The following is a 19,472-nucleotide window of genomic DNA, read 5'->3' as shown; positions in this document are numbered from 1 at the left end:
GGACGAGGCCATCGTCTGCAACATCGGCCACTTCGACAACGAGATCGACGTCGCCTCGCTCGAGAAGCTGGAGTGGGACGAGATCAAGCCGCAGGTCGACCACATCAAGTTCCCGGACGGGAAGAAGATCACGCTGCTGGCCAAGGGCCGCCTCGTGAACCTGGGCTGCGCCACCGGCCACCCGAGCTTCGTGATGAGCTCGTCCTTCGCCAACCAGACCATCGCCCAGATCGAGCTCTTCACCAAGAGCGCCGACTACCAGGCCGGCAAGGTCTACGTGCTGCCCAAGCACCTGGACGAGAAGGTCGCGCGCCTGCACCTGAAGAAGGTCGGCGCCATGCTGACCGAGCTGACCGACGAGCAGGCGGCTTACATCGGCGTCAGCAAGGCCGGTCCTTACAAGGCCGACACCTACAGGTACTGAGCCCGATGCGCGCCGACCAGGTCTTGGTCGCGCAGGGCCTGGCACCCACGCGCTCGGCCGCCCAGCGCCTGATCGAGCGCGGCGCGGTCGAGCGTCGCGCGGTGCAGGGCTGGGCGGTGCTGCGCAAGTCCGGCGAGGACCTGGGCGACGCCGCCGAGCTGCGGATCACCGACGACGCCGAGCTGCGCTGGGTGTCGCGCGCCGGGCTCAAGCTCGACGGCGCGCTGGCACGCTGCGGCATCGACGTGGCCGGCGGCACCGCGCTCGATGCCGGCCAGAGCACCGGCGGGTTCACCGAGGTGCTGCTGGCACGCGGCGCGACGCGGGTCGTCGGGGTCGACGTCGGCAGCGGCCAGCTGCACCCGTCGCTGCGCGGGCACGCGCAGGTGACCGCGATCGAAGGCGTCAATGCGCGGTCGCTGACGCGCGAGGCGCTCGGGGCGGCGATGCCGGCCGCCGGCTTCGACCTGGTCGTCGCGGACCTGAGCTTCATCCCGCTGACCACCGTGCTGCCGGCGCTGGTGCCGCTGCTGGCCGCGAACGGCACGCTGCTCGCGCTGGTCAAGCCGCAGTTCGAACTGCAGCCCAAGGACATCGGCAAGGGCGGGCTGGTGAAGCACGCCGCGTCCTACGCCGAGGTCGAGACCAAGCTGCGCGAGGCCTGCGCCGCGCTGGGCCTGGCCGTGATCGACTGGTTCGACAGCCCCGTCGCCGGTGGCGACGGCAACCGTGAATTCTTCGTTCGGGCCGCACCGCGGTGACGGCCCCTGGAGCCTCGACATGAGTGACGCCCCCCGCCTGAAGCTGCCGGTCCCGGTCAGCTTCGAGTTCTACCCGCCCAACACCGAGGCCGGCGCCGAGAAGCTGAAGACCGTCGTGCAGGACCTGGGCGTCACCGATCCGGAGTTCTTCAGCGTCACCTACGGCGCCGGCGGCTCGACGCGCGATCGCACGCTGTCGACCGTGGCCGACATCGCGGCGCTGGGCTTCGAGGCCGCGCCGCACCTGTCGTGCATCGGCTCGACGCGCGCCGGCATCACCGAGATCCTCGCCACCTACCGCGCCCGCAACATCCGCCGCCTGGTGGCGCTGCGCGGCGACCTGCCGAGCGGCACCGCGACCGCGGGCGAGTTCCGCTACGCCAGCGAGCTGATCCGCTTCGTGCGCGAGCGGGAAGGCCAGGCGCTGCGCATCGAGGTCGCCGCCTACCCGGAGTACCACCCGCAGCAGCGCTACGCCCGGCGCGACATCGAGCACTTCGCCAACAAGATCAAGGCCGGTGCCGACGCGGCGATCACACAGTTCTTCTACAACCCCGACGCCTACTTCCACTTCGTCGACGAGGCGCGCGCGCTGGGCGTCGACGTGCCGATCGTGCCGGGCATCATGCCCTTCCACAACTACGCGCGCATCGCGCAGTTCGCGATGCGCGACGGCATCGAGATCCCGCGCTGGGTCGCATTGAAGATGGAAGGCTACATGGACGACACCGCGTCGATCCGCGCCTTCGGCCTGGAGGTCGTGACGAGGCTGTGCGAGCGCCTGATCGCCGGCGGCGTGCCGTCCATCCACTTCTACACGCTGAACCAGTCGGCGCTGGCGCTCGAGGTCTGCAGGCGGCTGGGCCGCTAGCGCGCGGCCTCGGCCGGGCAGGCCCCCGCCGCGCGCGCCGTGACGCGCTGGTAGAAGGTCATGTTCTTGCCGCCCAGCCGCACGCGCAGCGTGCCGGCGAGGCCGGCTTCGTCGAAGCGCCAGCGCGCCTCGCCCTCGGTGCCGTGGCCGCCGCTGCAACGCAGTGCGTAGCGCGCGCCCTCGCCGTCCTGCTCGACCGGCACGAGCCGGCAGTCCTCCAGCGAGACGTCGGCCAGCGCCGGGAAGGCGCCACCGAGGTCGCCGCGATCCAGGCAGCGGCGCTCGCGGAGCGTGGCGTAGCGCAGGTGTTCGTCGAGGTTGGGCATGCCGGTCTCGATCGTCACGTCGTAGAGCCGTGCAGCGGTCTCGGGCCCCTGGGCGGGGGCGCCGCCGACGGCGAGAGCCCCGGCCAGCACGGCGACGAACGCGCGGCGCATGCGTCCGGCCCCGGCCCGGGTCAGACGATCTTCACCGCCGCCGGGTCGAAGTCCGGCTTCGGGGCCTTGAGCTTCATGCCCTTCAGCACCTCGGCGACGAGCCTCGCGATCATCAGGTTGCGGTTGGTCTTGCTGTCGGCCGGGATCACGTACCAGGGCGCGTGCGCGGTCGACGTCGCGGCGAGTGCCGTCTCGTAGGCCGCGACGTACTGCTTCCATTTCGCGCGCGTCGCCAGGTCGCCGAGGTTGAACTTCCAGCGCTTGGCCGGGTCGTCGACGCGCGCTTGCAGGCGCTCCTTCTGCTCGGCCTTGGAGATGTGCAGGAAGCACTTGAGCACGCGCGTGCCGCCGTCGTGCAGCAGGCGCTCGAAGGCATTGATGTGGCCGAGCCGGCGGTCGCGCTCGGCGGCGTCGATCCAGCGTTCGACGAAGGGCACCAGCACGTCCTCGTAGTGGCTGCGGTTGAAGACGACGATCTCGCCGCTGCGCGGCACGACCGCGTGCACGCGCCACAGGAAGTCGTGCGCGCGCTCGACTTCGGTCGGCGCCTTGAAGGCCGCGACGCGCACGCCCAGCGGGCTGCAGCGGCTGAACACCGAGCGCGCCGTGCCGTCCTTGCCCGAAGTGTCCATGCCCTGCAGCACCAGCAGCAGCTTGGGCGGCGCACCGGCGCTGCCGTTGGCGTACAGCAGGTCCTGCAGGCGGTCGATCTCGATCGCCAGTTCGTCGAGCCGCGCGTCGTCGGCCTCGCGGCTGCTGCCGGCGAAGGGCCGCGCGCCGGGATCGAGGTCCTTGAGCTTCAGCTTGCGGCCGACGCGCCAGGACTCGAGTGCTGCGGAGTTCTTCGCCATGGGGGTCCTTCGTCTTCAGGCACCGCGCGACCAGACGAGGCCGTCCTCGGTCAGCATCACGTCGAGCGGGATGTCGTGCGGCTCGGCCTGGAGCCAGTCGATGTAGCCGTGGCGGTAGCCGATGCCGGCCGTGAAGGGCCGCGGCTCCAGCGCCGCCAGCGTGCGGTCGTAGAAGCCGCCGCCGTAGCCCAGGCGCACGCCGCCCGGCCCGAAGCCGACGCAGGGCACCAGCAGCAGCGTCGGCATCAGGATGTCGGTGCCCTTGGGCTTGGGGATGTCGTAGGCGTCCTCTTCCATCGGGCAGCCCGGGTACCACTGATGAAAGCGCAGCTGTTTGGTCTGGCGGTTCATCACCGGCAGGCCGATGCGGCGCGGCGGGCCGTCGCCGGTGCCGTGGCCTGCGCCTTCGGTCCAGCGGTGCAGCGCCGGCAGCGGGTCGAACTCGCCCTTGATCGGCCAGTAGGCGCCGACGGTCGTGTCGTCGCGCCGCGTGAGCCAGACGCGCAGCACGCCCTGCAGTTGCTCGGCGCGATCCTGCCGGTCGGCCAGGTTCAGGCGCTCGGCCTGCAGCATGCGGCGCAGCTGGGCCTTGTCGCGCGGCAGGGCTAGCGGGTCGTAGGGCAGCGTCATCGCGGGTCTCTGGAGCGGGTCACGATTCTGCCTGCGCGGCCCGGCGGTGGCTCACCCTAGACTGCGACCATGGCCGCCCCCCGCGACGAGTTCGCTGCCCATTGCGTCGAGCTGCTGGCGCCGCTGGGCGCCGTGCGCGCGAAGCGCCTGTTCGGCGGCCACGGGATCTACGTCGACGAGCTGATGATCGCGCTGATCGCCGACGAGACGCTGTACTTCAAGACCGACGCGCAGACGCTGCCGCGGTGGCAGGCGGCCGGCGGACGGGCTTTCGTCTACGAGAGCCGCCGCGCGGGACAGGAACGCAAGGTGACGGCGATGAGCTACTGGACGCCGCCCGACGAAGCGCTCGACTCGCCGTCGCTGCTGGCACCCTGGGGCCGGCTCGCGCTGGAGGCGGCACTGCGGGCCCACGCTGCACGGGCGGCCCGGCCGCGCAAGTCCGCCGCCGCCGCGGCCACCAAGCCGCGGCGGCGATGAGTCGCCTTGCTCAGGCCTGCGGCTCCTCGAGCAGCTCGAAGCTCGCCGGCGCCCAGCCTTCGGCCAGGGCCGAGGTGCCGGCCGGCAGGCGCAGGCACTCGCCGGGCGACAGCCACCAGTCCTCGGGCGTGGGCCCGTCGGCGCGGCCGTCGGCCGTCACCCACAGCTTGCCTTCGCGCAGCCGCAGCCAGCGCGCGACGCGCATGGCCGGCAGTTGCAGGGTCTGGCCGCGGCCGAGTTGCCACAGCGGGCCGGGATCGCGATGCAGGGTCGTCGTGTTCATGTCGTCACTCCTGGCGTTGCGGACTCGTCGGCACGGGGCAGCTCGAGGCCTGGGAATCGGTGGGCACCGGGCAGCCCGGCGACAAGGTGGAGGCGGCGCTGTCGCCGACGTGGATCAGCACCGTCAGCAGGGCCGCGACGCCGCCCGCCAGCGTGGCCGCCAGCAGGCGCTGCAGCCGGGGCACGGCAGGGCGCCAGGTCGGGACCCGGGACCGGGCGCGCTTCCTGGATAGTTGCGATATGCGCATCACCATCGTGTTCATTTCCGGCTCCTTGGATTTCTGTTTCTGGTGGATATCATCGGCAATAACGAGCAGACAATCCAATGAGATCGCGCCGACACACTGATGCACATAGATCATGAATCAGACCCGCCAACGCCCGCTGTCCGTCGGTCCGATCCGCGCCTTCGAGGCGGTGGCGCGCCGGCTCAGCTTCCGGGCGGCCGCCGAGGAGCTCTACCTGACCCAGTCGGCGATCAGCCGGCAGATCCAGGCCCTGGAAGAGGAACTCGGGGCGCCGCTCTTCACGCGCGGCACCCGCCATGTCGCGCTGACGGCCGCGGGCACCTCGCTGATGGCCGCGGTCGCGCCGGCGCTCGACCGGCTGGACACCACGGTGCGCCAGCTGCGCCGCGCGCGCAGCCGGCGAGGCGTCAACGTCAGCACCTTCGCCTCGATGGCGTCGATGTGGCTGCTGCCGCGCATCGAGGCCTGGCAGCGCGACCAGCCCGAGCTCGACATCCGCATCGACGCCAGCGACCGCCTCGTCGACCTGGACGATCCGGACATCGAGATCGTGATCCGCCACTGCCCCGAATCCAGCGCGCCCGACGGCGCCCTGCGGCTGTTCGGCGAGATGCTGACGCCGGTGGCGAGCCCGCGCCTCATGGAGCAGGCCGCGGCCGGCGTGGCGCCGCCGCTGTCGACGATGGCCGACCTGGCCGGCCACACGCTGCTGGAGGAGGACGATCCGCGGCCCTACGCCCGCCAGCTGCGCTGGCCGCACTGGCTGGAACGCCACGGCCTGCCGACGCTGGCGCCGCGTCGCTGGATCTACCTGAACTTCACCTACCAGCAGGTGCAGGCCGCGCTGGCCGGCCAGGGGGTGGCGCTGGCGCGACTGGCGCTGGTCAGCGAGATGCTGGAACGCGGCGAACTGGTCGAGCCCTTCGGGCCCGGCTGCCGCATCCGCAGCCCCTATGCCTACTGGCTGATCGTGCCGACGCTCGGCGGCGAACGCGTCGAGGTCCAGAGGCTGGCCGAGTGGATCAAGGCGCAGTCGGCGCTGACGCGCGCCGCGATCGGCGAGGCCGACCCAGGCTGAGCCGCAGCGGCAGCCGCCGGGTCAGCGCGGCTGGCGCGACATCAGCGGCTGCGGGCCGACGCGGGCGCCGGCGAGTTGCTGCGCGTCGGCCGCAGCGTCGCGCTTGGCGTGGATCACGACGCGCGGCAGCTCGACGGCCCGCGGCTGGCGGGTCGCGGTCACCGTCACGCGCGGCAGCTCGACGACGCGCAGGCTCTCCTGGCTGTTGCTCGGCGCAAAGGCCGGAGCCAGGGCCAGCATCAGCGTGGCGGCCGAGGCGGCGATCGCGGCGGCAATCACGGTCAGGGTCGGACGTTGTTGCATGGTGGGCTCCTTGGGGCGGTCTTCGTTGTCGATGGAGCGAACTCTAGGCAGTGCCTCGCCGCGCCGCGAGCGGCGTGCGACGAACTGCAGCGGAGGCGTCGTGAACTGCAGGCGGGCGCGACGAGCCTGCCCCGCCGATGCCGCACCTGGCCGCTCGTCATGCCAACTGCGTTAAATTCAGAGCCACCGCCACGGCCCCAGCGGCCCGCCTGTCGGCATGATTCGCCTGCTGTCTCGACCTGTCCTCCTGCCCGCGCTGGCCTGCGCGACGATCCTGCTGACCCTGGCGGCGAACGCCGCCGCCGCGCCCGCGGCCCCGCCGCGCGCGTCGGCCACCGGCGACCTGCTGCTCGACGCGCAGGACGCGCTGCGCAAGAAGGACCGCAGCCGCCTCGCCGCGGCGCGCGCCGCGGCGATCGCGGGCAATCACCCGCTGGCGCTGTGGGTCGACTACTGGGAGATCGGCAACCGCATCCTCGAGGTCCAGCAGGACGACCTGAACGCCTTCTACGCGCGCTGGCCCGGCAGCTACGTCGAGGACCGCCTGCGCAACGACTGGCTGCTCGAGCTGGGCCGTCGCCGCGACTGGGCCAACTTCCGCGTCGAGTACCCGCGCTTCAAGCTCAACGACGACCGCGAGGTCAGCTGCTACGCCCTGCTGACGCGCCACCTCGACGGCGAGGACGTGCGCCCGGACGCCCGCAAGGCCTGGCTCGCGCAGCGCGACGCCGACGAGGGCTGCGCGCTGCTGGCGACCACGCTGTTCGAGGCCAGACGCCTGAGCAGCGACGACGTCTGGCGCAAGCTGCGCCTGGCCGTCGAGGCCAACCGCCCGCGCATGGCGCGCCAGGCCGCCGGGCTGCTGGGCGAGGATGTCGCCGCGCAGGTCGCAGACCTGAGCGAACAGCCGCAGCGCTACCTCACGCGCAAGGCCGGCAGCGGCAGCCGCCAGGCCGCCGAACTGACGGCGCTGGCATTGATCCGCAGCGCCGCCAACGACCCCGACGCCACCGCGCTGGCGATGCGCGAGAAGTGGGACGGCGCCCTGCCCGCCGACGTGGCGGCCTGGGTCTGGGCCAGCATCGGCAAGCAGTCGGCGCAGAAGCTGCTGGACAGCGCGCCCGATCACTTCCAGCGCGCGGCGCTGCCGCGCCGGTCCAGCGTCGACGTCGTGCTGCCCGACGACACGCTCGCCTGGAAGCTGCGCGCCGCGCTGCGCGCCAACAACGGCGCCGGCCGCTGGCAGCAGGTGATGCAGGCGGTCAACGCGATGAGCCCGACCGAACAGCGCGAGCCGGCCTGGGTCTACTGGAAGGCCCGCGCGCTGACCGCGCTGGCCGCGAGCAGCCAGGACGGCGATGCGCTGCGCACCGAGTCGCGCGAGCTGATGGCGTCCATCGCCAACCCGCTGCACTTCTACGGCAAGCTGGCGACCGAGGAGCTCGGGCAGCCGCTGCTGCTGCCGGCGCCGCCGGCGCCGCCGACGGCCGAGGAGCGCGCCGCCGCCGCGGGCCACCCCGGGCTGCAGCGCGCCCTGATGCTGATCGACGGCGGCCTGCGCAGCGAAGGCGTGCGCGAGTGGAACTTCTCGCTGTTCGGCATGAAGGAGCGCGAACTGCTCGCCGCGGCGCAGCTGGCCTGCGAGCGCGAGGTCTGGGACCGCTGCATCAACACCAGCGAGCGCACGCGCGAGCAGGTCGACATGGCCCAGCGCTTCCCGACGCCCTACCGCGACGACGTGGTGGCCCGCGCGAAGGACGCCGGACTCGATCCGGCCTACGTCTACGGGCTGATCCGCCAGGAGTCGCGCTTCGTCGGATCGGCACGCTCGTCGGTCGGCGCCTCGGGCCTGATGCAACTGATGCCGGCGACCGCGAAGTGGACCGCGCGCAAGCTGGGCATCGACTACAGCCACGACCGCATCACCGACCAGGGCATCAACCTGCAGCTGGGCACCGGCTACCTGAAGATGGTGCTCGACAGCTTCGAGGGGTCGATGCCGCTGGCCTCGGCCGCCTACAACGCCGGCCCGTCGCGGCCGCGCAAGTGGCGCGAGGGCCCGCAGGTCGACGCGGCCGCCTGGGCCGAGAACATCCCCTTCACCGAGACGCGCGACTACGTGAAGAAGGTGCTGTCCAACGCGACCGACTACGCTGCGCTGCTGACCGGCGAACCGCAGTCCTTGCGGGCGCGGCTCGGTGCGCTGATCGGCCCGCGCGGCGCGGCGCTGAGCCCGACCGAGCGCGAGCTTCCATGACGGGCCGCCGATGCGCGACCTGCTGATCCTCGGCGGGACCGGCTTCGTCGGCCGGGTGCTGTGCGAGCGCCTGATCGAGCACTTCGCCGGCCAGGCCCGGCTCACGGTGCCGACGCGCCGCCTGCAGCACGGCAAGGCGCTGCTGACGCTGCCGACGATCCGGCTGATCGAGGCCGACCTGCACGACGACGCACAGCTCGCTTCGCTGGTGGCGGGCCACGATGCGGTGATCAACCTCGTGGCGATCCTGCACGGCAGCGCGTCCGACTTCGAGCGCGTGCACGTGGCCCTGCCGCGGCGCCTCGCCGAAGCCTGCCGCGCCGTCGGCGTGCGCCGGCTGCTGCACGTCAGCGCGCTCGGCGTGGCCGCCGATGCGCCGTCGAACTACCTGCGCTCCAAGGCCGCCGGCGAGGCGGCACTGCGCGGGCAGGGGCTCGACGTGACGGTGCTGCGCCCGTCGGTGATCTTCGGGGCCGGCGACCGCTTCCTGAATCTCTTCGCGCAGCTGCAGCGGGTCTTTCCGCTCATGCCGCTGGCCGGATCCGGTGCGCGTTTCCAGCCGGTGTGGGTCGGTGACGTCGCCGCGGCGCTGGTGGCCGGCCTGGCGCGGCCGCAGAGCATCGGACAGACCTACGAGTGCGCCGGCCCGTCGACCTACACGCTGGCCGAGATCGTCCGGCTCGCCGGCCGCTGGGCCGGCAACGAACGCCCGGTGCTGCCGCTGCCCGACGCGCTGGGCCGGGTGCAGGCCGCGCTGATGAGCCTGATGCCCGGTGAGCCGCTGATGTCGGGCGACAACCTCGACTCGATGCGCGTGCCCAACGTCGCGACCGGCTGGCTGCCCGGGCTCGACGCGCTGGGCATCGCACCGGCGGCGCTCGAGGCCGTCGCCCCGGCCTATCTCGGCCCGCAGGCCGGCCCGGCCCGGCTGGGCAGCTGGCGCGCCCTGGCACGCCGCGGCTGATCGGCCGCCCGCGCATCAATCCGATGCGCCGAACTCAAGCCGGCACCTGCGCACGCGGGCTAGCATCGTCGTCCTTGTGGAGATGAGCATGCAACTCGTGATCGGGAACAAGAACTACTCGTCGTGGTCGATGCGGCCCTGGGTGCTGATGCGCCAGGCCGGCATCGCCTTCGAGGAGGTGCTGCTGCGCTTCGACGGCTTCGCGCCGGACAGCCGCTTCCAGCGCGAGCTCGCCGCCTACACGCCGGCCCGGCGCGTGCCGGTGCTGATCGATGGCGACGGCGATGGCGACGGCGATGGCGCCTTCTCCGTCTGGGACACGCTGGCGATCGCCGAGTACCTGGCCGAGAAGTTTCCGCAGGCGCGGCTGTGGCCGGACGACGTGCGAGCGCGAGCCCGCGCCCGCAGCGTCTGCGCCGAGATGCACGCCGGTTTCCCGGCGCTGCGCAGCCACTGCCCGATGAATGTCGAGGCCTCGCTGCCGGAGGTCGGTGCACGCCTGATGCGCGAGCAGCCGGCCGTGGGCACGGACCTCGAACGCATCGTCGCCTTGTGGAGCGAGTTGCTGCAGCAGCACGGCGGGCCCTTGCTGTTCGGCCGCTTCACGATCGCCGACGCCTACTTCGCGCCGGTCTGCAGCCGGCTGCGCACCTACGCGCTGCCGGTGCCGCCACGGATCGCGGCCTATGTCGAGGCGGTGCATGCCCTGCCCGGCGTGCAGGCCTGGGTGAAGGACGCGCTCGAGGAGCGCGAGTTCCTCGACTTCGAGGAGCCCTACCGCAGCTCTCGCTGAAGCTCGGCGCCGAAACGACAACAGGCCCGCAGGCCCGTTTCCGGTCCGGCAGATCCAGCGATCAGGCCGACGGCGCGCGGCGCCGCAGCATGAAGGCCAGCGCGCCCAGCCCGGCCAGCATCATCGCGTAGGCGCCAGGCTCGGGAACCGGGCTCACGCTCAGCGCGCCCGGGTAGCCGGCCGACGCGCGCTGGCCGTCGCCGAGCTGCGGGCCGGACAAGCGGGTCGATCCCCGGCCACCGATCTCGATCGCGCCGAGGCCGGCGAAGGAGTCGGCCACGCCGTTCAGCGACGCCGAGGTGGAGCGCAGTTCGCTCGCGCGACCGGAGCCGGTCGTGAACAGGGCGCCGCTGACGATGGCATCACCGCCGAGCAGGAAGCTGTAGGTGTCGCTGAAGGCGCCGGCCGGCACGTTCTGCAGCGCGACATCCTGGGTCTGCGCCTGGACCGATGCGCCGGCGAGGCCGACCACGACAGCAAGCGTGCGAAGCAGCGACCGCAGGCGCATCGAGAACCTCTTTGTAAGATGCCGCCGAGCACCAGCACCCGTCGGCGCGAGGGGTTGTAACTGCCACCCCTCCAGCCGCCCACCCCGTGACTCAAGGCCCACCCCCCGAACCTGGGGCTCAGCACGACCCGTCGATCCCCGCCGGTGCCGCCGTCTACGAGGTCGGCGGTGCGGTGCGCGACGCGCTGCTCGGTCTGGCCGTGCGCGATCGCGACTGGGTGGTCGTCGGCAGCACACCGGACGCGATGCGGGCTGCCGGCTTCCTGCCGGTCGGGCGCGACTTCCCGGTCTTCCTGCATCCGGCCACGCACGAGGAATACGCGCTCGCGCGCTCCGAGCGCAAGACCGGGCCGGGCTACCACGGCTTCGCCTTCCACGCGGCGCCCGACGTCACGCTGGAGCAGGACCTGGCGCGCCGCGACCTGACGATCAACGCCATCGCCCGCCGCGACGACGGTACGCTGGTGGACCCGCATGGCGGACGCCGAGACCTCGCGGCACGCGTGCTGCGGCACGTGTCGCCGGCCTTCGCCGAGGACCCCGTGCGGATCCTGCGACTGGCCCGCTTCGCCGCGCGCTTCAGCGACTTCGCGATCGCTCCCGAGACCCTGTCGCTGATGCGCGCGATGGTCGAAGCGGGCGAGGTCGACGCGCTGGTGCCCGAGCGGGTCTGGCAGGAGCTGGCGCGCGGGCTGCTCGAGGCCCGGCCGTCGCGCATGTTCGAGGTGCTGCAGGGCAGTGGCGCACTGCAGCGGCTGCTGCCCGAGCTCGCCGTGCTGCGGGCCGGGCCGGGGACCGCCCGCGATGCCTGGGCCGGGCTGATGGCGGTGCTCGATGCCGCCGCCGGGCTGGGTGCGCCGATCACCGTGCGTTACGCCTGCCTCGGGCACGCGCTCGGCGTGTCGGCCCTGCACGAGATCGGCGAGCGCCTGCGCGTGCCGAACGACTGCCGCGAGCTGGCCCAGGTCGTCGCTCGCGAGCACGACGCCGTCGATCGTTGCGGCGAGCTCGACGCCTCCGGCCTTCTGCGCTTGCTCGAGCGCTGCGACGCGCTGCGCAAGCCGCAGCGCTTTGCCGAGCTGCTGCAGGCCTGCGAGTGCGCGGCTCGCGCCGGGCCGGCGACGAGCGACCGCCCCTATGCGCCGGCGGCGCGCCTGCTCGCGGCGCTCGGCGTGGCGCAGGAGGTCGACACGGCCCAGGTCGCCGCGCAGGCGGCGGCCCGCGGCGCCACCGGACCCGCGATCGGCGACGCCATCCACGCGGCCAGGGTCGCTGCCATCGGGGCGGCGCGGCTGCCGCGGTGACCCTGCCCCGGCCGCGCGCCCTGCGCCGCCGCCGAAGGCAGCCTGGCCGCCAGGCGAATCAGGTCGTCGATGCTGCCGGCGCCCAGCTTGCCGCGGATGGAAGCGATCTGCGTGCGCACGGTCGACAGCTCGACGCCCTTGGCCGCCGCGATGCAGGCGGGCTCGAGGCCGATCACCAGGTCACGCAGCACGCGCCGCTCGGACGGCGTGAGGCCGTGCGTCTCGGCCAGCAGGTCGATCGCCAGGTCCTGGCACAGCGCTCGCCGCCCGATCAGCACGAAGGCCAGGCCGGTCGGCAAGCCGTCGCGCAGCGCCGGCAGCACGGCGACGAACAGTCGACCTCTCCTGCCGGGCAGAACCCGCAGGCGCCGGCCGCCGCCCCGTGCCGCCTCGCGAAGGTCCGAGTCCAGCAAGGCCGCATGATGCCGATCGGCCGCCGAAAGACGCCCGCCCTCGAGCCGCAAGGAGCCCGCGCCGGCCAGTTCCGCCTGCGCTGCCCGGTTGACCAGCACCGGCCGGCGCGCGGCGTCGCAGACGACGATGCCCTCGTCCAGTTCGTCGAGCAGGCCGCGGATCAGCGGCTCGGCGAAGCCCATCGAACCCGGCCAGGCGCCGACCTCCTCGCCGTCTCGCGAGACGGGATCCCACGGATCGAGCACATCGAACTCCCTCGACCCCACGGGCCGCATCGACACTGTCTCCGTCGGAGCCATGGAGGTCCTTTGCCGGCCCCAAGCTTTGCTAAACCTTCCTAAACGAGAAGGCCCGCGCGGCTATCACGAAACCTCCGTGCAGGTTGTCGTCGCGCGACCGAACCTGTAAGACCTGACAGGCACGCGGAAGAGGGATGGAATCGCGAGTCCTTCGCCCCCTACGCTCTGTCTCATGTCACCACGAGCGCTGGTGACAGCAGCGGTCGTCGCGCGCCGTGCCGGATCCGGCGACGAACGCGGCCAGAACCGCGAAGAGCAAGGCAACCAGGGAGGGGTAGTCATGGCCGCAATCCTGCGCTTCGGCCATTTCGAGATGCGGCCCGAGCAGCGCCAGCTGCTCGCCGACCGGGTGCCGCTGGCACTCGGCACCCGGGCCTTCGACCTGCTCGCCGTGCTGCTGGAGAACCGCGACCGCATCGTCTCCAAGACCGAGCTGCTCGAGCGCGCCTGGAGCGGTGTCGTGGTCGAGGAGAACAACCTGTCGGTCCAGGTGTCCTCGTTGCGCAAGCTGCTGGGCGAGTCGGCCATCGTCACGGTGCATGGGCGCGGCTACCGCTGGACCGTGCCGGTCCACGACGCCTCGGCGGCCGGGCCGTCGGGCTCGGCGTCCGTGCGGCCTTCGCTGGCCGTGCTGCCGTTCGCGAACCTCGGCGGCAGTTCCGACCAGGCCGACTTCGCCGACGGCCTGGCCGACGACATCGTCGCCAACCTGGCCCGGTCCCCCTGGCTGCACGTCATCGCCCATCGGGCCGCGCGAGGCCGTGGTGACTCCGGGCTCGGCGCGGTCGACCTTTGCACCGCACTGGGCGTCAGCTACCTCATCAAGGGCAGCGTGCGACGCGCCGGCGCCACCTTGCGGGTCAGCGCCGAGCTGGTCCACGGCGCCAGCGGCGAAACGCTGTGGGGCGAGCGCTATGACCGCCCGGTCGACGACCCGTTCGCGGTCCAGGACGAGATCGCCACCAACATCGTCGGGTGCATCGAGCCGATGTACCTGAAGCGGGAGGAGCTGCTGGCCTCGCGACGCAACGCGCGCGACGTGCAGCACTGGGACCTGCTGATGCGGGCTCGCTGGCACTACTGGCGCTCCACATGCCTGCACAACGCGGAGTCCAAGCTCCTGCTGCAGCGTGCACTCGGGCTGCGACCGAACGACGTGACGGCCCTGTCGCTGCTGGCCCTGAGCCTGGCGACCGATGCCTGGTTCGGCTGGGCTCCCAACGCCAAGATCGCCGCGACGGAGGCCCGGCGCGTCGCCCTGCGCGCCGTGGCGCAGGACGATCGCGACAGCTTCGCGCACTTCGCGCTCGGGCTCACGCAGGTGGGCTTCGGGCAGATCGACCGCGCGATCGACGAGCAGCGGCGCGCGCTGGAGCTCTATCCGCAGTTCGCGGCCGCCTCGGGCGAACTGGGGCGGCTGCTCGCCTACTCCGGCCGCACCGTCGAGGGTGCGGCGATGATCCGCCGCGCGATGGCCGCGAGCCCCACCGATCCGCGCCTGAGCCTGTGGTACTTCGGCCTGGCGATCGCGAGCTTCGTCGACGAGGACCACGAGGCCGCGGCCCGGCATGCCGCGACCGCCGTGGCCCACCGGCCCGACTGGTACTTCAACCATTACCTGCTGGCCGCCTGCCTGTCGAGCTGCGGCGAACTCGACGCGGCGCGCGATGCGCTGGCCGAGGGCAGCCGCCAGATGCCGCGCTTCTCGGTCGCCACGCTGGCGATCGGGCATCCGTTCAAGAACCCCGCGCACCGCGACCGCTACGTGGCCGCCTTGCGGCAGGTCGGCTGGAAGGGCTAGGGCGTCGAGGCGCCGGGCCGTGGCGTCGGTGTGCTGGTAGGCCGTGCTGGGATCGAACCAGCGACCAAAGGATTATGAGTCCTCTGCTCTAACCGACTGAGCTAACGGCCCGCGCAGCCGATTCTAGGTGGCGCCCCTCGCGGGACTCACTTCTGGCTCAGCGCCTGCGTCACCAGCCGCGAGGTGATGTCGACGATCTGGATCATGCGGTCGTAGGCCATGCGCGTCGGGCCGATGACGCCGAGCGTGCCCACCACCTTGCCGTCGACCTCGTAGGGCGCCGACACGATCGACAGCTCCTCGTACGGGACGATCTGGCTCTCGCCGCCGATGTAGATGCGTACGCCCTCGGCGCGGCTGCTGACGTCGAGCAGGCGCATCAGCTGGGTCTTCTGCTCGAACAGGTCGAAGAGCTTGCGCAGGCTGCCCATGTCGCTGGAGAAGTCCTGCACCGCCAGCAGGTTGCGCTCGCCCGAGACGATGACCTGCTCGCCGCCGTCGGCCACCGCCTCGCTGCCGAACTGCACCGCGGCCTGCATCAGCAGCGCGATCTCGCCGCGCAGGGCGTCGATCTCGGTCTTGAGGCGCTCGCGCACCTCGTCGATCGTCAGTCCCGCGTAGTGCGCATTGAGGAAGTTGCTGGCCTCGATCAGCTCGGACGGGCTGTGGTCGCGTGCCGTGATGACGACGCGGTTCTGCACGTCGCCGTCGGGCGCCACCAGGATCACGAGGACCCGCCGCTCGCCCAGGCGCAGGAATTCGATGTGGTGGAAGACGCTGGCCTTGCGCGGCGCCGTCACGACGCCGACGAACTGCGACAGGTTGCTCAGCACCTGCGCCGCGTGCGCGATCACGCGCTGCGGCTGGTCGGGTTGCAGCTGCTCGTGCGCCGCCTCGAGCCCCGGCGCCCGGGCGCTCAGGTCGATCGGTCGCGCGGTGAGCATCGTGTCCACGAACAGGCGGTAGCCGCGTGCCGTCGGGATGCGCCCGGCGCTGGTGTGCGGGCTGGCGATCAGCCCCAGCTCCTCCAGGTCGGCCATCACGTTGCGGATGGTCGCCGGACTCAGCTCCAGGCCCGAGGCCCGCGACAGCGTGCGCGAGCCGACGGGCTGCCCATCGGCGATGTAGCGCTCGACGAGCGTCTTCAACAACGTCTTGGCACGGTCGTCCAGCATGGAAAATCATTGTAGGGCGGGGGTCGATCGCGAGGTTTCGCCCTCGCGGCGACGCAAAGGGCTGTGGTGTAATTTCTTCAACATGGCGAGCCGCTTCCGTCACGCTGCCCTCGTGGGCAAGTACCAGGCGCCGGGCAGCCGCGCGGTGCTCGCCAGCGTGGCCGACTTCCTGGCCAGCCAGGGCCTGGAGGTCTCGCTCGACGCCGACACGGCCCTCGCGGTCGGCCTGCCCGACTACGCCGCGCTCGACGCCGCCGCGATCGGGCGGCACTGCGACCTGGCCGTGGTCGTCGGCGGCGACGGCACGATGCTCGGCACCGCGCGCCAGCTGGCGCGCCACGGCACGCCGCTGATCGGCATCAACCAGGGGCGGCTCGGCTTCATGACCGACATCCCGGTCACCGAGATGCGCGAAACCCTCGCCCCGATGATCGCCGGCGACTACGAGGAAGAGCACCGCACGATGCTCGAGGCCCGCGTCAAGCGCCAGGCCGGCCACGAGATCGAGACGCTGTACGAGACCTTCGCGATCAACGACGTGGTCGTGAGCCGCGGCGCGGGCGCCGGCATGGTCGAGCTGCGCGTCACGGTGCAGGACCAGTTCGTCGCCAACTTCCGCGCCGACGGGCTGATCCTCGCGTCGCCGACCGGGTCGACCGCCTATGCGCTGTCGGCCGGCGGGCCCATCCTGCACCCGGGCATCGCCGGCTGGGTGATGGTGCCGATCGCGCCGCACTCGCTGTCCAACCGCCCCATCGTGCTGCCCGACACCGGCGAGGTCTCGATCGAGATCGTCACCGGCCGCGACGCCAGCGTGAACTTCGATCACCAGAGCCTCGCCAGCCTGCTGCCCGGCGACTGCATCTGTGTGCGCCGCAGCGAGCACCGCGTGCGCGTGCTGCATCCGCGCGGCTGGAGCTACTACGCGACCCTCCGCCGCAAGCTCCACTGGAACGAAGGCGTCCTGCCCGAGGCTGGCGGTCACTGAGATGCTGCGCCGCATCGCCCTGCGCGACTTCGTCATCGTGCCGGCGCTCGAGCTGGAGCTGCAGGCCGGCTTCACCGCGCTGACCGGCGAGACCGGCGCCGGCAAGTCCATCCTGATCGACGCGCTGCAGCTGGCACTCGGCCAGCGCGGCGACGCGGGCGTGGTGCGCGAGGGCGCCGCGCGCGCCGAGATCACGGCCGAGTTCGACACGCCGCCGGCGCTGCGGCCGTGGCTCGCCGAAGCCGGTTTCAATGCGGACGACGACGACACCCTGCTGCTGCGCCGCAGCCTCGACGCGCAGGGCAAGAGCCGCGCCTGGGTCAACGGCAGCGCCGCCACCGCCACGCAGCTGCGCGAGCTGGGCGAGAAGCTGGTCGACATCCACGGCCAGCACGCCTGGCAGAGCCTGACCCGGCCCGACGCGGTGCGCGCGCTGCTCGATGGCTACGCCGGCGTCGACAGCGCGCCGCTCGCTGCGGCCTGGGCCGCGTGGCGCGGCGCCAGCGAGCGACTCGCCGACGCCCGCGCGCGCCAGGGCGACCTGGACCGCGAGCGCGAGCGCCTGCAGTGGCAGCTGAACGAGCTCGACAAGCTCGCGCCTGCCGACGGCGAATGGCCCGAGCTCGAGGCCGAGCACCGCCGCCTCAGCCACGCCCAGGCCATCCTCGACGCGCTGCAGGCCGCGCTGGCCGCGATCAGCGACGACGAGGCCTCGGCCGATGCGCGCAGCGCACAGGCGATCGATGCCATCGAGTCGGTGCTGGACCACGACGCGTCGCTGCGCGAGCCGCTGGACGTGATCCGCAGCGCGCAGGCCCAGTTGCAGGACGCCGCGCACACCCTCAACGCCGCGCTGCGCCACGCCGACCTGGACCCCGACCGCCTGCAGCAGCTCGATGACCGGCTGGGCGCGTGGATGGGCCTGGCACGCCGCTTCCGCCGCCCGGCCGAGGAGCTGCCCGTGCTGCGCGCCGAGTGGAAGGCCGAGCTGGCGCAACTCGACGCCGCCACCGACCTCGACGCGCTGGAGCGCACGCTCGCCGCGGCGCGCAGGAGCTACGACGCGGCGGCCAAGGCCGTGTCCGCCCAGCGCGCCACGGCCGCGCCCAGACTCGCCGCCGCCATCACCGCCGCGATGCAGCAGCTGGGCATGGCCGGCGGGCGCTTCGACGTGGCGCTGGAGCCGCTGGCCGAGCCGCAGCGCCACGGCCGCGAGTCGGCCGAGTTCCGCGTCGCCGCGCATCCGGGCAGCACGCCGCGCGCGCTGGCCAAGGTCGCGTCGGGCGGCGAGCTGTCGCGCATCGCGCTGGCGATCGCGGTCACCACGAGCGAGCTCGGTGAAACCGGCACGCTGATCTTCGACGAGATCGACGCCGGCGTCGGCGGCACCGTGGCCGACGCCGTGGGCCAGCTGATGAAGCGCCTGGGCCGCGACCGCCAGGTGCTGTGCGTCACCCACCTGCCGCAGGTCGCGGCCTGCGCCGACCGGCATTGCGTCGTCAGCAAGTCGGCGCGCGACGGCCGCACGACCAGCGACGTGCAGCCGGTGCAGGGCGAGGCCCGCGTCCAGGAGATCGCGCGGATGCTGGGCGGCAGCGCCGCCAGCACCAGCCTCGCGCACGCGCAGGCGCTGCTGAGCGGGGCCGCGGTGCCCGACACCAAGACACGGAAGCAGCGAGCATGAGTGCCGGCGGGTCGGCGCCGCGTGAGGTCGTGCTGGTGACCGGCATCTCCGGCTCCGGCAAGACCATCGCGCTGCACGCCCTCGAGGACGCCGGCTTCTACTGCGTCGACAACCTGCCGCCCGAGCTGCTGACCGAGTTCCTGCGCCTGGAGCAGACCCGCGCCATGCCGCGGCGCGTCGCGATCGCGGTCGACGTGCGCAGCGCGGCGTCGCTGCCGCACCTGCTGCCGCTGATCTCGCAGCTGGGCAGCGAAGGCGTCACGGTGCGGCCGATCTTCCTCGACGCCAGCACCGACGCGCTGGTGCGCCGCTACTCCGAGACGCGCCGCCGCCACCCGCTCAGCGCCGAGGCCGCCGACGGCTCGGTCGACCAGCACCGCGCGCTGGTCGACGCCATCGGCCTCGAGCGCGAGCTGCTGGCCGAGCTGCGCGACGTCTCGGCCCTGATCGACACCAGCCAGCTGCGCCCCGCGCAGCTGCGCAGCTGGGTGCGCGACCTCGTCAAGGCGCCGTCGGGCGCGCTGACGCTGGTGTTCGAGTCCTTCGCCTTCAAGAACGGCGTGCCGCTGGACGCCGACATGGTCTACGACGTGCGCGTGCTGCCCAACCCGCACTATGTGCGCGAGCTGCGACCGCTGACGGGCCGCGACGCGCCGGTCGCCGAGTACCTGGAGCAGCAGCCCGAGGTGATCGAGATGCTCGGCCAGGTCGAAGCCTTCCTCGCGCGCTGGCTGCCCGCCTTCGAGCAGGACCAGCGCGCCTACCTCACCGTCGCCATCGGCTGCACCGGCGGACAGCACCGCTCGGTGTATTTCGTGGAGCAGTTGGCGCGGCGCTTCGCCTCCCGTGGTATCACCTTGTTGCGGCATCGCGAACTCGACGCGCGCTCGTAGTACGCTGCCGCCGCGGCGCCCGCCGCC

General features: G+C 72.4%; 21 protein-coding genes, 1 tRNA gene and 1 pseudogene. 13 read left to right on the top strand and 10 right to left on the bottom strand.

Features of this window, described 5'->3' with window-relative positions; translation table 11 throughout:
• The 3 genes from QZV97_RS11240 to metF all read left to right on the top strand — a co-directional run.
• On the top strand, nt 1-424 hold a 424-nt coding region (locus tag QZV97_RS11240; protein ID WP_295641918.1), incomplete at its 5' end, for an adenosylhomocysteinase.
• Nucleotides 425-429: 5 nt separating this feature from the next.
• Nucleotides 430-1,185: a TlyA family RNA methyltransferase gene (locus tag QZV97_RS11235; RefSeq protein WP_295641917.1), complete on the top strand. Its 756-nt coding sequence runs from the start codon at nt 430-432 to the stop codon at nt 1,183-1,185.
• Nucleotides 1,186-1,204: 19 nt separating this feature from the next.
• Nucleotides 1,205-2,056 carry a methylenetetrahydrofolate reductase [NAD(P)H] gene (metF, locus tag QZV97_RS11230; RefSeq protein ID WP_295641916.1) on the top strand — a complete coding sequence of 284 codons (852 nt, stop codon included), beginning with the start codon at nt 1,205-1,207 and terminating at the stop codon, nt 2,054-2,056.
• Here metF and QZV97_RS11225 read toward each other — a convergent pair.
• From QZV97_RS11225 to QZV97_RS11215, 3 genes are read right to left on the bottom strand one after another with little or no spacing between them, the layout of a single operon-like run.
• Complete coding sequence (locus QZV97_RS11225) at nt 2,053-2,493, bottom strand: hypothetical protein (RefSeq protein WP_295641915.1); 441 nt, start codon at nt 2,491-2,493, stop codon at nt 2,053-2,055. The genes metF and QZV97_RS11225 overlap by 4 nt on opposite strands.
• A gap of 20 nt (nt 2,494-2,513) precedes the next feature.
• Nucleotides 2,514-3,344 (bottom strand): polyphosphate kinase 2 family protein, encoded by an 831-nt coding sequence (locus QZV97_RS11220; RefSeq protein WP_295641914.1) that lies wholly within the window; start codon nt 3,342-3,344, stop codon nt 2,514-2,516.
• Nucleotides 3,345-3,359: 15 nt separating this feature from the next.
• A complete protein-coding gene (locus tag QZV97_RS11215; protein WP_295641913.1) occupies nt 3,360-3,974 on the bottom strand; it encodes a 5-formyltetrahydrofolate cyclo-ligase in 615 nt (204 codons plus the stop codon).
• A 69-nt stretch (nt 3,975-4,043) separates the two neighbouring features.
• Between QZV97_RS11215 and QZV97_RS11210 the strand changes: the two genes are divergently transcribed.
• Entirely contained in the window at nt 4,044-4,454 is a 411-nt protein-coding gene (locus QZV97_RS11210; RefSeq protein ID WP_295641911.1) for a TfoX/Sxy family protein, read from the top strand.
• A gap of 10 nt (nt 4,455-4,464) precedes the next feature.
• Here the strand turns inward: QZV97_RS11210 and QZV97_RS11205 are convergent, their stop codons facing one another.
• Nucleotides 4,465-4,737 (bottom strand): DUF2917 domain-containing protein, encoded by a 273-nt coding sequence (locus QZV97_RS11205; protein ID WP_295641910.1) that lies wholly within the window; start codon nt 4,735-4,737, stop codon nt 4,465-4,467.
• Between the two features lie 4 nt (nt 4,738-4,741).
• Nucleotides 4,742-4,999 (bottom strand): hypothetical protein, encoded by a 258-nt coding sequence (locus tag QZV97_RS11200; RefSeq protein WP_295641908.1) that lies wholly within the window; start codon nt 4,997-4,999, stop codon nt 4,742-4,744.
• 97 nt (nt 5,000-5,096) lie between these two features.
• Between QZV97_RS11200 and QZV97_RS11195 the strand changes: the two genes are divergently transcribed.
• Nucleotides 5,097-6,062, top strand: coding sequence for a LysR family transcriptional regulator (locus QZV97_RS11195; protein WP_295641905.1), 966 nt, complete (start codon nt 5,097-5,099; stop codon nt 6,060-6,062).
• A gap of 21 nt (nt 6,063-6,083) precedes the next feature.
• Here the strand turns inward: QZV97_RS11195 and QZV97_RS11190 are convergent, their stop codons facing one another.
• Complete coding sequence (locus QZV97_RS11190) at nt 6,084-6,365, bottom strand: hypothetical protein (protein WP_295641903.1); 282 nt, start codon at nt 6,363-6,365, stop codon at nt 6,084-6,086.
• Between the two features lie 217 nt (nt 6,366-6,582).
• Here QZV97_RS11190 and QZV97_RS11185 point away from each other — a divergent pair, with 217 nt between their 5' ends.
• The 3 genes from QZV97_RS11185 (at nt 6,583) to QZV97_RS11175 (ending at nt 10,379) form a co-directional block, all read left to right on the top strand.
• On the top strand, nt 6,583-8,622 hold the full coding sequence (locus QZV97_RS11185) for a lytic transglycosylase domain-containing protein (RefSeq protein ID WP_295641901.1): 2,040 nt from the start codon (nt 6,583-6,585) through the stop codon (nt 8,620-8,622).
• A 10-nt stretch (nt 8,623-8,632) separates the two neighbouring features.
• Nucleotides 8,633-9,586, top strand: a complete 954-nt coding sequence (locus QZV97_RS11180) for a complex I NDUFA9 subunit family protein (protein ID WP_295641899.1) — start codon at nt 8,633-8,635, stop codon at nt 9,584-9,586.
• 88 nt (nt 9,587-9,674) lie between these two features.
• Nucleotides 9,675-10,379, top strand: a complete 705-nt coding sequence (locus tag QZV97_RS11175; RefSeq protein WP_295641897.1) for a glutathione S-transferase family protein — start codon at nt 9,675-9,677, stop codon at nt 10,377-10,379.
• A 61-nt stretch (nt 10,380-10,440) separates the two neighbouring features.
• Here the strand turns inward: QZV97_RS11175 and QZV97_RS11170 are convergent, their stop codons facing one another.
• On the bottom strand, nt 10,441-10,887 hold the full coding sequence (locus QZV97_RS11170) for an FxDxF family PEP-CTERM protein (RefSeq protein WP_295641896.1): 447 nt from the start codon (nt 10,885-10,887) through the stop codon (nt 10,441-10,443).
• Nucleotides 10,888-11,021: 134 nt separating this feature from the next.
• Here QZV97_RS11170 and QZV97_RS11165 point away from each other — a divergent pair, with 134 nt between their 5' ends.
• Complete coding sequence (locus QZV97_RS11165; RefSeq protein ID WP_295641919.1) at nt 11,022-12,191, top strand: multifunctional CCA addition/repair protein; 1,170 nt, start codon at nt 11,022-11,024, stop codon at nt 12,189-12,191.
• Nucleotides 12,192-12,250: 59 nt separating this feature from the next.
• Here the strand turns inward: QZV97_RS11165 and QZV97_RS11160 are convergent.
• Nucleotides 12,251-12,787: pseudogene (locus tag QZV97_RS11160) on the bottom strand (helix-turn-helix transcriptional regulator); the annotation flags it as partial.
• A gap of 397 nt (nt 12,788-13,184) precedes the next feature.
• On the opposite strand from QZV97_RS11160, the gene QZV97_RS11155 reads away from it, so the two are divergent.
• Nucleotides 13,185-14,705, top strand: a complete 1,521-nt coding sequence (locus QZV97_RS11155; protein ID WP_295641894.1) for a winged helix-turn-helix domain-containing protein — start codon at nt 13,185-13,187, stop codon at nt 14,703-14,705.
• A 34-nt stretch (nt 14,706-14,739) separates the two neighbouring features.
• Here the strand turns inward: QZV97_RS11155 and QZV97_RS11150 are convergent.
• Both QZV97_RS11150 and hrcA read right to left on the bottom strand, forming a co-directional pair.
• A tRNA-Ile gene (locus tag QZV97_RS11150) sits at nt 14,740-14,816 on the bottom strand.
• A gap of 35 nt (nt 14,817-14,851) precedes the next feature.
• Nucleotides 14,852-15,880, bottom strand: coding sequence for a heat-inducible transcriptional repressor HrcA (hrcA, locus tag QZV97_RS11145; RefSeq protein WP_295641891.1), 1,029 nt, complete (start codon nt 15,878-15,880; stop codon nt 14,852-14,854).
• 82 nt (nt 15,881-15,962) lie between these two features.
• Here hrcA and QZV97_RS11140 point away from each other — a divergent pair, with 82 nt between their 5' ends.
• The 3 genes from QZV97_RS11140 to rapZ are packed head-to-tail and all read left to right on the top strand — an operon-like array spanning nt 15,963 to nt 19,445.
• Nucleotides 15,963-16,868: an NAD kinase gene (locus QZV97_RS11140; RefSeq protein ID WP_295641889.1), complete on the top strand. Its 906-nt coding sequence runs from the start codon at nt 15,963-15,965 to the stop codon at nt 16,866-16,868.
• A gap of 1 nt (nt 16,869) precedes the next feature.
• A complete protein-coding gene (recN, locus tag QZV97_RS11135; RefSeq protein WP_295641887.1) occupies nt 16,870-18,552 on the top strand; it encodes a DNA repair protein RecN in 1,683 nt (560 codons plus the stop codon).
• Nucleotides 18,549-19,445 (top strand): RNase adapter RapZ, encoded by an 897-nt coding sequence (rapZ, locus tag QZV97_RS11130; protein ID WP_295641885.1) that lies wholly within the window; start codon nt 18,549-18,551, stop codon nt 19,443-19,445. Before recN ends, rapZ begins: the two co-directional genes overlap by 4 nt.
• Nucleotides 19,446-19,472: the final 27 nt, after the last annotated feature.

The organism is uncultured Methylibium sp., from assembly GCF_902826655.1.
Lineage (GTDB): Bacteria > Pseudomonadota > Gammaproteobacteria > Burkholderiales > Burkholderiaceae_C > Methylibium.
This window is presented reverse-complemented; position numbering and strand designations above follow the sequence as displayed.

What these genes read in the sequence shown, in the direction of transcription:
- recN (WP_295641887.1), top strand. Translation starts at nt 16,870, where the DNA reads ATGCTGCGCCGCATCGCCCTGCGCGACTTCGTCATCGTGCCGGCGCTC.
- QZV97_RS11140 (WP_295641889.1), top strand. Translation starts at nt 15,963, where the DNA reads ATGGCGAGCCGCTTCCGTCACGCTGCCCTCGTGGGCAAGTACCAGGCG.
- QZV97_RS11205 (WP_295641910.1), bottom strand. Translation starts at nt 4,737, where the DNA reads ATGAACACGACGACCCTGCATCGCGATCCCGGCCCGCTGTGGCAACTC.
- QZV97_RS11155 (WP_295641894.1), top strand. Translation starts at nt 13,185, where the DNA reads ATGGCCGCAATCCTGCGCTTCGGCCATTTCGAGATGCGGCCCGAGCAG.
- hrcA (WP_295641891.1), bottom strand. Translation starts at nt 15,880, where the DNA reads ATGCTGGACGACCGTGCCAAGACGTTGTTGAAGACGCTCGTCGAGCGC.
- QZV97_RS11190 (WP_295641903.1), bottom strand. Translation starts at nt 6,365, where the DNA reads ATGCAACAACGTCCGACCCTGACCGTGATTGCCGCCGCGATCGCCGCC.
- QZV97_RS11210 (WP_295641911.1), top strand. Translation starts at nt 4,044, where the DNA reads ATGGCCGCCCCCCGCGACGAGTTCGCTGCCCATTGCGTCGAGCTGCTG.
- QZV97_RS11225 (WP_295641915.1), bottom strand. Translation starts at nt 2,493, where the DNA reads ATGCGCCGCGCGTTCGTCGCCGTGCTGGCCGGGGCTCTCGCCGTCGGC.
- QZV97_RS11180 (WP_295641899.1), top strand. Translation starts at nt 8,633, where the DNA reads ATGCGCGACCTGCTGATCCTCGGCGGGACCGGCTTCGTCGGCCGGGTG.
- QZV97_RS11185 (WP_295641901.1), top strand. Translation starts at nt 6,583, where the DNA reads ATGATTCGCCTGCTGTCTCGACCTGTCCTCCTGCCCGCGCTGGCCTGC.
- QZV97_RS11195 (WP_295641905.1), top strand. Translation starts at nt 5,097, where the DNA reads ATGAATCAGACCCGCCAACGCCCGCTGTCCGTCGGTCCGATCCGCGCC.
- QZV97_RS11235 (WP_295641917.1), top strand. Translation starts at nt 430, where the DNA reads ATGCGCGCCGACCAGGTCTTGGTCGCGCAGGGCCTGGCACCCACGCGC.
- QZV97_RS11220 (WP_295641914.1), bottom strand. Translation starts at nt 3,344, where the DNA reads ATGGCGAAGAACTCCGCAGCACTCGAGTCCTGGCGCGTCGGCCGCAAG.
- QZV97_RS11200 (WP_295641908.1), bottom strand. Translation starts at nt 4,999, where the DNA reads ATGAACACGATGGTGATGCGCATATCGCAACTATCCAGGAAGCGCGCC.
- rapZ (WP_295641885.1), top strand. Translation starts at nt 18,549, where the DNA reads ATGAGTGCCGGCGGGTCGGCGCCGCGTGAGGTCGTGCTGGTGACCGGC.
- metF (WP_295641916.1), top strand. Translation starts at nt 1,205, where the DNA reads ATGAGTGACGCCCCCCGCCTGAAGCTGCCGGTCCCGGTCAGCTTCGAG.
- QZV97_RS11215 (WP_295641913.1), bottom strand. Translation starts at nt 3,974, where the DNA reads ATGACGCTGCCCTACGACCCGCTAGCCCTGCCGCGCGACAAGGCCCAG.
- QZV97_RS11170 (WP_295641896.1), bottom strand. Translation starts at nt 10,887, where the DNA reads ATGCGCCTGCGGTCGCTGCTTCGCACGCTTGCTGTCGTGGTCGGCCTC.
- QZV97_RS11175 (WP_295641897.1), top strand. Translation starts at nt 9,675, where the DNA reads ATGCAACTCGTGATCGGGAACAAGAACTACTCGTCGTGGTCGATGCGG.